Here is a 12551-nt window from a genome sequence, read left to right as displayed (position 1 = left end):
AATCACCAGCTCGCTGCTGGGTTGGTGTTATACACTTCACCCAGAGTATCAAGGGCTGCCTGAAGATCGGCTGTATGCTCACCATTTCGGCCATTTCCGCTCTTCAATCCGAAATTCTCCGGTATTTCTAGACTTAATGTTTCAAAAACTGTGGACATGTTTTGTACCCAATTGGATCTCAAGGTTGCCTCTGAGTCTATTAAATTATGTTTTGTAAACTCTTCTCCTTTATCTCCAAAAGAAAACAAGCCATCAAGCTCCTGGAAAGCTGTTTCCATTGCAGCCTCCATCCTTGACCTCGCTTCTCCCCCAGCACTGACAAGCTGTGAAAACCAGGTTTTCCAGTGCAGCAGATGGTAGTAAAGCTCCATATTGATTTTGACTGCCGCCTGAGCCAAAGGCTGGTAAGAGGAATTCTTCAACGATTCAATTCTCACTTTCTTGGCCTGAGCGTAAAAATAGTTCCTGACTACAGCGAATGCCCAATCATAATGAGGTTCTGTCAGATATGTCCCCGGACCGTTCACCTTCTCCAGTAAAATCGCATTCTTTCGCTCTGCTGCTGGCCTTGCATGAGCCAGTCGGTCTGGATCACCAGCTCCGAGATCACTCAGGAGCTGGTAGAAAATTGCAGCGTGTCCCATTGTATCCTGGCAAATTGACGAGAACGCAACATCTTCCTCTATATGGGGGGCCAGGCCCAGCCACTCAGAGCCACGGTAGGCAAGAATGAAATCGTCATCGGCAAGCTGGAACAGGAGCTCTGAGGCAGCGTCTCGGAAAGCTTCGTTTTTCAGTGCATCTTCAAGTGCATATCTCATTTCTCCTGTTTCCCTCCCCATGACAGAATTTCTTTTTCATCCAGCATTTCCTGCTCATAATGGCGCCATTTCTTTTTCAAATATCCATAACCTTTTGTATTCCGATAATCCTTGTTATCCAGCCTTTGCAAAGTTTGCCGTTCTTCTAAGGACATCTTCCTTACATCATCCCGTTTGACGACCCAAATATCGGCTACCGGTTCCCGGCGCATAAAGTTTTCCTGTGCCATCACTAGTGCAAGCTCATGATTCGGTGCAAGCAGTGAAAACTGGTGCTGCATGGGAGATGTATCCGTCCGCTTGCTGAATACTTCAAACTCCTGGTAGAATCCTTTTCCAGACATGATTCCCTCTCCTTCCCTAGAAGACTGAAGGCAGATCGTCCCTGCCTCTCGTTCTATGCTTTTGCGCTTAACGCGTCGATTACCCATTTATTGTTGCTGTATGAAATCTCCCTCAACCTCAGACGCTCTTTTGACTTAGGTCCATTATTCTTGATGATTTGCTTGAACTTGCTCCAATCAGGCTGCTTGTATTTCCACATTCCAGACTCCTGATCAAAATGCATCGTTTCATCTGGCAGTTTAAGGCCGAGTGAAAGGACCCTTGGAATATACTTTGTGAAAAAGTCCTGGCGAAGTTCTTCATTTGTTTTCGTCCGGATTCCGTACTTGATGGTTGTATCCTGTTTTGATGTCCCCGTTGTCGATGCATCCCCTGGCCCAAAAAACATCAAGAGGGATTCCCACCAGCGGTCAATCGAATCCTGGATCATCGCTTTTTGCTCTTCTGTTCCTTCAGCTAATGCCATGATGATCGCCTCTCCATGCTGGGCGTGGAAAACCTCCTCTGCACATATGCGTTTCAAGGCCCTCGCATATGGTCCATAAGAAGCATCAAGCATGTTCGTCTGTGTGATAATCGCCGCACCATCTACAAGCCATCCAATCAATCCGGCATCTCCCCAGGTCTTCGCTTCCATATGAAAGACGTTGTGAAATTTAAGGTCACCGGAGAGCAAATCTTCGATGATATTCTCCCTTGATTTTCCAAGGGGCTTCATCAAATCTTCCGCCACCCTCAAAAGCAGCTGTCCGTGTCCCATCTCATCCTGCACCTTCGCCATGATTCCAAGTTTTCTTTTCAAAGAAGGGGCCTTTGGCACCCATTCCTTTTCAGGCAGCGCTCCCATTATTTCACTGATTCCATGCATCGAAATCAGTTTAATTAGCGTCATTCGATAGTCCTGCGGCATCCAGTCATCCGCTTCGATTTTTTCGCCAGCATCAATTCGGTTCATAAAATGATGATATTTTTCCTCATCCGTCAGCTGACCGAAAGAAATGGTGTTTTCCATGCTGTTTACCTCCTTATGATTACGTTCCAATTGGTTCCTTTGTTTTATCGATAATCCTGACTGCCTTTCCCTCAGAACGCGGGATTGTTTTCGGACGATGCACACGTACTTCCATTGAGATCAAACACTGGCTCTTAAGCAGGGATTGAATACTTTGTTCCAGCTGATAGACCATGTCAGAAATCGGATCCTCACCAATCAAGGTGAAGAATTCCTCCTTCATCTCAACGTGAAGCTCCAAGACCTTTAACGTCCGCTTTTGTAAAATCTGAATTTGATAATGAGGCGCAAGCTCAGGAACCGTCAGCAAACAGTGTTCAATCTGTGAAGGAAAAACATTAACCCCATTTATGATCAGCATGTCATCGATTCTGCCTTTGACACGCGACATTCTTACCGTCGTTCTTCCACAGCTGCATTTTTCCCTTGTCAAGGATGCAATGTCACCGGTCCGATAGCGGATGACCGGAAACGCTTCCTTGGTAAGACTGGTGAAGACAAGCTCTCCTTCTTCCCCATCTGGTACTGGCTTTAGTGTATCTGGATTGATCACTTCAACATAGAAATGATCTTCTGCAACATGCAGGCCTGCCTGTGCATCGTGGCATTCATTCGCTACACCAGGCCCAATCACTTCACTCAAACCATAGATATCACAGGCTTTGATCCCCATTTTATCTTCCAGTGTCTTCCTCATTTCCTCAGACCAAGGTTCAGCTCCAAAAATTCCATATTTCAGTGATGTATTGCGAGGGTCCTTGCCCATTTCCTCCATTGTTTCAGCAATATTGAGAATGTATGAAGGCGTCCCGCAAATAACTTCGGGTTTAAAATCCTCAATCAACATGATTTGTCTCTGAGTATTCCCGCCCGATACCGGTACCGTCACCATACCGAGCTTTTCACTGCCATAGTGCAGCCCAAGCCCCCCGGTAAATAGACCGTATCCATAGGCGTTATGGAGGAACTTCCCTGGTTCCCCGCCAGCAAGCGCAATACATCTTGCTACAATTTCTCCCCACATATCGATATCATGCTGGGTATAGCCTACAACCGTCGGCTTTCCGCTAGTTCCGGAAGAAGCATGTACCCTGACGAGTTCATTCTGTGGGACAGCGAATAATCCGAATGGATAGTGATTCCGCAAATCTTGCTTTTCAGTGAAAGGAAGCGCTTCCAAATCCCCTAAAGTTTGCAGCATTTCAGGAGAAAAATTGGACTCCTCGAACCTTTCACGGTAAAACGGTACTCTTTGAGCGACCTTTTCTACGACCCTCTTAAGTCTTTGCAGCTGGAGTTCCTCAATAAACTCACGGCTCTTGGTTTCGATTTCATGTAAAATCAAGTTTCCGCCCCCTGCATTACATAAAATTTTATTCATATAACGTTATATTACCGTAACACAATAAAAGTGTTATATATTTTAAAACAAAGATAACGTGTTAATAGGAAAAAGTCAATTATTTTTCTGAAAATTTTAATATTTAGTGAGAGATTTTTGTTTTGATGATATAAGTAGTGATTAGCATGACTTTCGGATTGATTGTGGGGAGTATCGGATTGATTATGGAGTAAACTGGGTTGATTATGGAGTTAAACGGATTAATTATAGAATATCGTCGCTTGAATAAAAAAGTATAACTACTTGAATTAAAAAAGCCTTGAATGGTTGCTGCCATTTCGTACTGGTTTTTACTTAAGGAATATTGATGTTCTGCAACATGTCCGAATTTAAGAATAAGTCCCAGGTAAAAAAACGGCCTCTTGAGAGAATCAAGAGGCCGTTTGCTTTCTATTAATACATGCTCATATACTGTTCGCGTTCCCAAGGATGAACTTGAGTGCGGAACATATCCCATTCAATCTCTTTTGCTTCAATGAAGTGTTCAAGGATATGATCACCAAGTGCCGCGCTGATTACTTCATCCTTTTTCAGCTGGTCAAGTGCAGCTGCAAGTGTTGGAGGCAGATCATCGATTCCTTCTTCTACACGTTCTTCCTTGTTCATCACGTAGATGTTGCGGTCTACTGATGCTGGAGGAGTCATTTTCTTCTTGATTCCATCCAGACCTGCTGCAAGCAAGACTGCCATAGCAAGATAAGGGTTTGCTGCCGGGTCAACGCTTCGGACCTCAACACGTGTGCTCAAGCCGCGTGATGCAGGGATACGGATCAATGGTGAACGATTCTTTGCAGACCATGCCACATAGCAAGGTGCTTCATAGCCAGGAACGAGACGCTTATATGAGTTTACAGTAGGGTTAGTTACTGCAGTGAAACCAGAAGCGTGCTTTAGTGTTCCAGCGATAAACTGGTAAGCTGTTTCGCTAAGCTCCAGTTTGTCATCAGATGGGTCATAGAATGAGTTTTCGCCATTGCGGAACAATGACATGTTGCAGTGCATACCTGAGCCGTTCACACCGAACAATGGCTTTGGCATGAATGTCGCATGCAGGCCATGTTTGCGCGCGATTGTTTTTACAACAAGCTTGAATGTTTGGATCTGGTCGCAGGCAGTCAGAGCATCTGCGTATTTAAAGTCGATTTCGTGCTGTCCAGGAGCAACTTCATGGTGAGAAGCTTCAATTTCAAAGCCCATCTCTTCAAGTTCAAGGACGATATCACGGCGGCAGTTTTCACCAAGGTCTGTTGGCGCAAGGTCAAAGTATCCGCCATTGTCGTTCAATTCAAGTGTTGGCTCTCCATTTGCATCAAGCTTGAATAGGAAAAATTCAGGTTCTGGCCCAAGATTGAAGTTCGTAAAACCGAGTTCTTCCATTTCCTTCAGGATGCGCTTCAGGTTACCGCGAGGGTCACCAGCAAATGGTGTGCCATCAGCATTTTTGATATCACAAATCAATCGGGCAACTTTGCCTTTCTCAGCTGTCCAAGGGAAAATAACCCATGTATCCAAATCTGGGATCAGGTACATGTCAGATTCTTCGATACGAACGAAGCCTTCAATTGAAGAGCCGTCAAACATCATTTTATTATCAAGAGCTTTTTCAAGCTGGCTGATTGGAATCTCAACGTTCTTGATTGTTCCTAAAATGTCAGTGAACTGCAAACGAATGAATTTTACGTTTTCTTCTTTTGATAATCGAATAATATCTTCTCTAGTGTACGTTTTAGCCATCCTAAATTTCCTCCTAAAAATTTAAACTGTTTTTTTACTGTTAATTTTTTTTGTGACAGCAACGAAACTTACTAAGCAATCTTTAATGAAAAAACCTCGACATGTCTCCGCGGTCCGTAGATCGGTTGAAGCGGCCTGCCTGGAGCAGTTCTTTGCGAAGCAATTTTCTTAATTCCGCATCGGAAAGATTACGCCTCGTTTTTTCAGCCTGATTTTTCTCGGCAGCACTTAATTCTGCCTGTTGCTGAACATTGAAGATTTTCTTGATGCCTGCCATGTTTACACCCTGGTCAATCAAGTCTTTGATCTCAAGGAGTTTGTCTATATCGTTCAAGGAAAAGAGTCGTTTGTTTCCTTCCGTTCTAGCCGGAGAAATCAATTCATGCTCTTCATAATAACGAATTTGTCTTGCGGTTAAATCCGTAAGCTGCATGACAATACCGATGCTGAAGAGTGGCATATTACGGCGAATTTCACTTCCGCCCATATGATTTCTCCTCCTTCCCTCTTAAGATAATCTCATTATATTTTAATGTTAGGTGTGTTGTCAAATGCATGTTAGAAAATCTCACATAGAAAATCATAAAAAAACAACAGGACCGATTTAGCAAGCATCCTGTTGTATAATTACCTATTTTAGATGGATTAAACCTTTTTCAACTAAAGAATCAATTGCGAGGAGCACTGCCATCTTCACATGCGAATAGGTCAGCCCTCCCTGTACATAGGCAACATATGGCGGCCTGATCGGTCCGTCAGCAGTCAGCTCAATGCTTGCACCCTGAATGAATGTACCAGCTGCCATTATGACATCGTCTTCATAACCGGGCATGTAGGCAGGATGCGCTGTCACATGAGAATTGACTGGAGAAGCATATTGAATAGCCTGGCAAAAGGCAACCATTTTTTCACGGTCATCGAATTGAACAGACTGGATCAGGTCGGTACGCACAGCATTCCATTTAGGAGAAGAATTCATTCCGATGCGGTCAAGGATCGCAGCCGTAAACACAGCACCTTTTAACGCCTGTGCAACAGTATGGGGCGCCATGAAAAAGCCCTGATACATTTCCTGTAAAGAATAAAGAGAAGCGCCCGCCTCTGCACCAATTCCAGGGGATGTCATCCGGTATGAACAGGACTCGACATAAGGTTCTTTGCCGACAATGTATCCGCCAGTTTTTGCAATTCCTCCGCCTGGATTTTTAATCAACGAACCAGCCATCAGATCTGCTCCGACATGGCAGGGCTCCAAATCCTCAACAAATTCACCATAGCAATTGTCAACGAACACAACGACGTCTGATTTGATTTCTTTAACAAACTTGACCATTTCGCCAATCTGTTCCACAGTGAAAGAAGGCCGTGTTGCATAGCCTTTAGAGCGCTGGATGCCGATCATTTTCGTTTCCGGCTTAATTGCCGCTTTTACAGCATTCCAGTCAACCTCCCTATTTTCAGCCAGGTTGACAGTATTATAAGAAATTCCAAACTCTTTCAAGGAACCATTCCCGGTTCCTCGGATACCTACTATTTCTTCAAGCGTGTCATAAGGTTTTCCTGTGATATATAAAAGCTCGTCTCCCGGGCGAAGTATCCCGAACAATGCAATTGAAATCGCATGTGTACCTGAGATGATTTGCGGACGCACAAGTCCTGCTTCTGCGCCGAATACCTCTGCATATATTTTTTCAAGTGTCTCGCGACCGGCATCATCATACCCGTATCCCGTCGTCGGGATAAAGTGGGAGTCACTCACACGATGTTTTTGGAAGCTTTGAAGCACCCTGAACTGATTACTATCGATTCTTTCTTCTATTTTCTTGTGCACCTCGGCGATTTGCTGCTCCACTTCACTGACAATCGTTTGCAGCAAATGTCCATTTTTCAAATGTGTAAACATGTTGCTCTCCTATCTAATCCAAAAGCCAATTTTATAACAGGGCTTTTTTGAAATATGTAATCCCTACCATAAAATATTTACTTTTTTTCTTAATTCTCTGTTCTTAAATCTCGGCCTATTTTAAAAGTAGCGATTAGGAATCAGGGCAGCTTAAAGAGAAAACTTTTTCAGTTGTCCGGTAATTGAATGGTCCTCCAAAGAAAAACCTTTGCATACATAGCCCTGTTTTTCTTCGTCAAAAGCAAGCTCACGAAGAATGGTTTCATTTTTCAGTTGCGCCAGAAGTTTTCCTTCATCTGACGGTACCAGCACATGGAATGGTTCCATCATTCCAATGAGTGCCTTTTCTATTTTCAATAGCAGGTTCTTTCGATCTTCCTCACTGAATGCACTTACGAATGCCGTTTCGTTCTGGGCGTTAGGCACAAAATCCTGGTGTGCTATATCTCGTTTATTGTAAACCGTGATTTGGGGAATTTGGTGGACTTCCAAATCCTCCAGCAGCTTATTGACTGTCTGTTCATGGGAAAAATAGTCCTCATTCGACATGTCCACAACATGAAGCAGCAAATCAGCTTCACGCACCTCTTCAAGTGTGGACCTGAATGCAGCAATCAAGGTTGTCGGCAAGTCCTGAATGAATCCTACAGTATCTGTCAGCAGCGCAGTAAACCCACTCGGTAAAATTGCTTTCCTGGTCATAGGGTCGAGCGTTGCGAAGAGCTGATTTTCCTCAAATGAGTCTGCTTCTGTCAAACGGTTAAACAATGTTGATTTTCCTGCATTTGTATAACCTACAAGCGCAATCTGGAAGGCTTTATTCTTTTTTCTTCTTTCTCTGTATCGGTCACGGTGCTGTACAATAACTGACAGCTGGGTTTTAATATCATCGATTCGTCTGCGGATATGGCGGCGGTCTGATTCAAGTTTTGTTTCACCAGGCCCCCTTGTCCCTATGCCAGCACCGAGCCGTGACATTTCTATCCCTTGTCCGCCAAGACGCGGGAGCAGGTATTGGAGCTGGGCTAACTCGACCTGGAGCTTGCCCTCCTTCGATCTGGCCCTTTGCGCGAAAATATCAAGAATCAGCTGTGTCCTGTCGATGATCCTCGCCTGTAGGCTAGCTGACAAATTCCGATTCTGACTGGGCGAGAGTTCATCATTGAATATGATGAGATCTGCCTCAAGTTCCTCTTCAAGAGCCTGGAGTTCTTCAACCTTCCCTTTTCCTATGTATGTAGCCGGATGAATTTTGGGCCGCTTTTGGGCAACCTGCATCAGGACATTTCCCTTCGCAGTTTCCGTGAGCGATTCGAGTTCCTCCATTGAGTATTGAAAACGAAGATCATCTTCTTCTGTCGTCTGGCAGCCTACAAGAATGACTTTTTCGAATACATTATCCTGTTCCAAATAGCACCCTTCTCTCCTTTTATAGCTAAAGACATCATACCAAAATACATCGGTAAATAAAAATATTGAAGACAGATTAAAAAGTAGTTGTAAATTGGAGCAAAGATGTTAAAATCAATATGTTTGTATTTTCATATTTTTAAGTCTTATGAGTTGATTTTATCTAGAGGAGAAAAGCAGAATGACATGGGAAGTTCTCAGCATGATTGGAACAGTAGCATTTGCGATTAGCGGTGCCATCATTGCAATGGAAGAAGAGTATGATATCTTCGGAGTTTATATATTGGGCATCGTTACTGCCTTTGGGGGCGGAGCAATCCGTAACCTTCTCATTGGAGTCCCCGTTTCAGCGATATGGGACCAGGGCATATTTTTCAATTTAGCCTTACTTTCAATCACAATCGTTTTCATGTTTCCCCGTAATCTTTTAAAACACTGGCAGCGTTGGGGAAACTTTTTCGATGCCATCGGGCTAGCGGCCTTTGCAATCCAGGGAGCAATTTACGCTTCTAACATGGGGCATCCACTAAGCGCAGTAATTGTAGCCGCAGTTCTGACTGGAAGCGGCGGAGGAATCATCCGCGACCTGCTAGCAGGCAGAAAACCATTAGTGTTAAAAGCAGAAATCTATGCTGTATGGGCCGTTCTCGCCGGCCTTGTCATCGGAATGGGTATGGCTGAAAAAGCAGCGGAACTCTATGGACTATTTATTGTTATCACTGCACTTCGTGTTCTTTCCTACACATATAAATGGCATTTGCCCGTCCGCAAACTCGGAGTAAACTAAATACAAGGAAAAAGCAGAGCCTATTTAAAGTTAGCTCTGCTTTTTGCTGACCGTCCATCACCTATATAATCTTTCTCCCCATCTGGCCAATTGCATAGTGGATGCCATGCTGGAGTGTCTGGAAGCAATCGAATTTTGCCAGGTTGATATTAGATTGAGTAATTTCGATACCCAATGTGGATGAAATCCCGACAAGTATTGTTTTTGTGCCGATGAGCCTTGCAGCTGACCCAATTTTCTCGATAAGGCTGACCGCATGTGGTCCTATTTCCCGATCCAACCCAGTTAAATCGAGAACAAGGTAGCTTGCTTTATATGATGGAAGTCGGTTTAGCGTGTTAATGATGAGCTGGTCCGCTCTCTCTTCGTCATACTTTCCAATCAGAGGGACGACGACGATGCCTTCAAGTACGGGTATGATTGGGGAAGAGAGTTGATGTACCAATGCTTTTAACTCTGAGGTCTTCTCCTCGACAAGGGATTCCAGTTTCTTGATTTGCTCAGACTCTTTCTTCCTGGCAAGTTGATGAATGTTGTCAGCAATGGTCACGTCGGACGGAAAATACTCAATGATGCTGTATTCATGTCCTTCCAATTGATGCTGGGTTATTTTATACCAAATATTCGTATTGAATAGACCAGAAAACACACCTGCATAATGTGCAGGCAGGAAATTGCCCCCTTTTTCTTTTCCCTGGGCTACATTTACCTTATGTTCCCAACTGTCTTTCATAAATGCGGTAAATGTTTTCGTTTCAAAATCAAGATCATTAATTATAGTTAAGCCCCATCCGGCGGTGGCATATGTATTAGTAATCATCTCAGCGGCTTCTTGGACACTGACCTCTTTCATTTTTTCAAAATATTGACCGACCACAAGTCCCTGGCGGAATCCCGTTGATTCGAACACAAGATTTGAAGCTTCTTCCCCAGAAATTTCTTCAATCGTATCAAAAAAAGTCTTCATTGCAGAAGAAATCCAAAATAGTACAGCATCCTCACCTTCATATGTGAACTTGCCGTTTTCAGTTTCCCATCCAAAACTAATACCTTTAATATCATATTTGTAGTCATACCCCATAATTTTTATAGCTCCTTTATATCTTCCTTTAAAAATAATCCAGTACTTTTATATCTCTGTATTAACGTGCAAAACCCTATTGTTTTTACCCATTTTTTACACACTTTAAACAAGATATCTAATAGTTTGTCCAATTTCAATGAAAAAGAAAGAAGAGATTAGTGACGCAGTTGGGAAAATAAAAATATAAAAAGGGATTCCAATTTAATGTGGAATCCCTTTTCTAAATTTATTTCAAGAAAGACATAATGGAATTAGGATCAAACCCCAGCACCCAGTTTCCATTCACGTTTGATTGCGGCACTCCCATTTGACCTGTTGCATTGACCAATCTCTGCGCCGCAATTGGATCTTGCTGAACATTTACTTCTTTATACGAAATCCCTTTATCGTCCAGGAAATTCTTGACCATGGTACAGTAAGGACATGTATTCGTTGTATAAACTGTAATTTCGTTCATTCTAAAACGCCTCCAGATATGTTTATAATATACCTATAAGGGTATATTAACAAATGCAAAAAACAATGTCAACAAAACTGCTGACATCATTTCCCTTTTAGATCATCTGAAAATACCAGGTCATTACTTCGCAGAGTCATCAGTTCATGCCGGTCATATTGATTTTGCATGAGTAGCCGCATTGCCTGTGCCCGTATTGATTTCTCAATCACGTTCCTGACATAACGACCATTCGAGAATGCGGCAGCCCCAAGCGATGATTTGACTGTTACAAGATGTTCTCTAAGTTTCCGTTCTGCCTCATGGCTCAGGCTATATTCTCTATCTTTCAGCATCCGCTGGCCGATTTCCATTAATTGATCTATGGAATAATCGGGAAAATCAATAACCAGAGGAAATCTTGAATGAAGGCCGGGATTCAGAGTCAAGAAAAAGTCCATTTCCCTCGAATAGCCTGCCAGAATCAAGATAAATTCATGCTGCTTATCCTCCATATGCTTAACTAATGTATCAATCGCTTCTTTTCCAAAGTCTTTCTCTCCTCCACGGCCGAGTGAATAGGCTTCATCAATGAACAGAATCCCTCCCATTGCCTTTTTAATCAGATCCCGGGTTTTTTGAGCGGTGTGTCCAATATATTCACCAACAAGATCGGCTCTCTCTGCTTCGATCAAATGCCCTTTGGAGAGGACATTCATCTTCAAGAAAAGCTTCCCGATAATCCTGGCGACTGTCGTCTTCCCTGTACCTGGATTTCCTTTGAACATCATGTGAAGAGCTTGCTTTCCGGCTTTAAGGCCCATGTCTTCCCGCTTTTTGTTCACATAGATCCAGGCATAGATTTCTTTAATCATCCTTTTCATTTCTTCCATACCAACAAGAGCTCCAAGCTCTTCCTCTATTTCCTTTAAAGCTGCGTGCTCCTGTGGAATTGACTTTGGAACCAGCTGCGGCTCAGGCAATTCCTTCGTTAACGCCTTTCTATTCTGGGCGTTCAATACAATGCTGATTTGACCGTTGTTTTTCTTTCGAAGCGGTTGGTCCAAAGATTTCACCTCTCATTCTGGAAACAATATGCGTCTCTTAACTGTATTGGTGATGTTCACCCATAAATTTAAAGATAAGTTACTAGGTCTTTTCATTTAAATTAAAACTGGGAAAAGACGCTTTTTGACAAATTCCAAAAGCATTTTTGTCTTTTTGTCACATTTTGCGGTTTCCCAAGAAATAAAACCTCTATATTTATATGTATTCAATCACGCTGGAATTCATTTTTAAAATAAACATTAAATCTCTACAGGATAAATCTCTCTTTTAGCCAATAAAAAAACCCGCAAATTTGCGGGTTTCCTACATGAATATGAATTAAGCCTGTCCTTCGAAATCAATCTGGACATTTTTTTGCGGCGCAAAGGTTGAAATGGCGTGCTTATAAACAAGCTGCTGTTTTCCTTCTGATTCGAATAGGACGGTAAAGTTATCAAATCCTTTAATTTGTCCCCTCAGCTGAAATCCGTTCAACAAAAATACGGTCACATTGATGTTGTCCTTGCGTAACTGGTTTAAATACTGGTCTTGAATGTTCACTTGTTTCAT

13 protein-coding genes are annotated in these 12551 nt (G+C 42.9%); 1 reads left to right on the top strand and 12 read right to left on the bottom strand.

Annotated elements, in window-relative coordinates; all coding sequences use genetic code 11:
• Positions 1-2 precede the first annotated feature (2 nt).
• The 8 genes from paaC to hflX all read right to left on the bottom strand — a co-directional run bounded on the left by paaC (position 3) and on the right by hflX (position 8627).
• Positions 3-821, bottom strand: a complete 819-nt coding sequence (paaC, locus tag B5X77_RS13710; protein ID WP_079508544.1) for a 1,2-phenylacetyl-CoA epoxidase subunit PaaC — start codon at positions 819-821, stop codon at positions 3-5.
• Positions 818-1165 carry a 1,2-phenylacetyl-CoA epoxidase subunit PaaB gene (gene paaB / locus B5X77_RS13705; protein WP_079508543.1) on the bottom strand — a complete coding sequence of 116 codons (348 nt, stop codon included), beginning with the start codon at positions 1163-1165 and terminating at the stop codon, positions 818-820. Before paaB ends, paaC begins: the two co-directional genes overlap by 4 nt.
• A gap of 53 nt (positions 1166-1218) precedes the next feature.
• Entirely contained in the window at positions 1219-2178 is a 960-nt protein-coding gene (paaA, locus tag B5X77_RS13700) for a 1,2-phenylacetyl-CoA epoxidase subunit PaaA (RefSeq protein ID WP_079508542.1), read from the bottom strand.
• A gap of 19 nt (positions 2179-2197) precedes the next feature.
• Positions 2198-3523, bottom strand: a complete 1326-nt coding sequence (locus tag B5X77_RS13695) for a phenylacetate--CoA ligase family protein (protein ID WP_079508541.1) — start codon at positions 3521-3523, stop codon at positions 2198-2200.
• 450 nt (positions 3524-3973) lie between these two features.
• Positions 3974-5314 carry a type I glutamate--ammonia ligase gene (glnA, locus tag B5X77_RS13690; RefSeq protein ID WP_079508540.1) on the bottom strand — a complete coding sequence of 447 codons (1341 nt, stop codon included), beginning with the start codon at positions 5312-5314 and terminating at the stop codon, positions 3974-3976.
• An 82-nt stretch (positions 5315-5396) separates the two neighbouring features.
• The gene (locus tag B5X77_RS13685; protein WP_079508539.1) at positions 5397-5801 is read right to left on the bottom strand and encodes a MerR family transcriptional regulator; all 405 of its coding nucleotides are present in this window, start codon (positions 5799-5801) and stop codon (positions 5397-5399) included.
• A gap of 144 nt (positions 5802-5945) precedes the next feature.
• Entirely contained in the window at positions 5946-7217 is a 1272-nt protein-coding gene (locus B5X77_RS13680; protein ID WP_079508538.1) for a methionine gamma-lyase family protein, read from the bottom strand.
• A 150-nt stretch (positions 7218-7367) separates the two neighbouring features.
• Positions 7368-8627, bottom strand: a complete 1260-nt coding sequence (gene hflX / locus B5X77_RS13675) for a GTPase HflX (RefSeq protein ID WP_079508537.1) — start codon at positions 8625-8627, stop codon at positions 7368-7370.
• 181 nt (positions 8628-8808) lie between these two features.
• Here hflX and B5X77_RS13670 point away from each other — a divergent pair, with 181 nt between their 5' ends.
• Positions 8809-9414 carry a trimeric intracellular cation channel family protein gene (locus tag B5X77_RS13670; RefSeq protein ID WP_079508536.1) on the top strand — a complete coding sequence of 202 codons (606 nt, stop codon included), beginning with the start codon at positions 8809-8811 and terminating at the stop codon, positions 9412-9414.
• A 61-nt stretch (positions 9415-9475) separates the two neighbouring features.
• Here B5X77_RS13670 and B5X77_RS13665 read toward each other — a convergent pair whose 3' ends face one another.
• From B5X77_RS13665 to hfq, 4 genes are all read right to left on the bottom strand, one after another.
• A complete protein-coding gene (locus B5X77_RS13665) occupies positions 9476-10495 on the bottom strand; it encodes an STAS domain-containing protein (RefSeq protein ID WP_079508535.1) in 1020 nt (339 codons plus the stop codon).
• Between the two features lie 229 nt (positions 10496-10724).
• A complete protein-coding gene (locus B5X77_RS13660; protein ID WP_079508534.1) occupies positions 10725-10955 on the bottom strand; it encodes a glutaredoxin family protein in 231 nt (76 codons plus the stop codon).
• A gap of 86 nt (positions 10956-11041) precedes the next feature.
• Positions 11042-12001, bottom strand: coding sequence for a stage V sporulation protein K (gene spoVK / locus B5X77_RS13655; RefSeq protein WP_079508533.1), 960 nt, complete (start codon positions 11999-12001; stop codon positions 11042-11044).
• Between the two features lie 319 nt (positions 12002-12320).
• Positions 12321-12551 (bottom strand): RNA chaperone Hfq, encoded by a 231-nt coding sequence (hfq, locus tag B5X77_RS13650; protein WP_041966638.1) that lies wholly within the window; start codon positions 12549-12551, stop codon positions 12321-12323.

Origin of the sequence: Mesobacillus jeotgali, assembly GCF_900166585.1 — a bacterium.
In the GTDB taxonomy this organism is placed as follows: domain Bacteria; phylum Bacillota; class Bacilli; order Bacillales; family Cytobacillaceae; genus Mesobacillus; species Mesobacillus jeotgali_A.
This window is presented reverse-complemented; position numbering and strand designations above follow the sequence as displayed.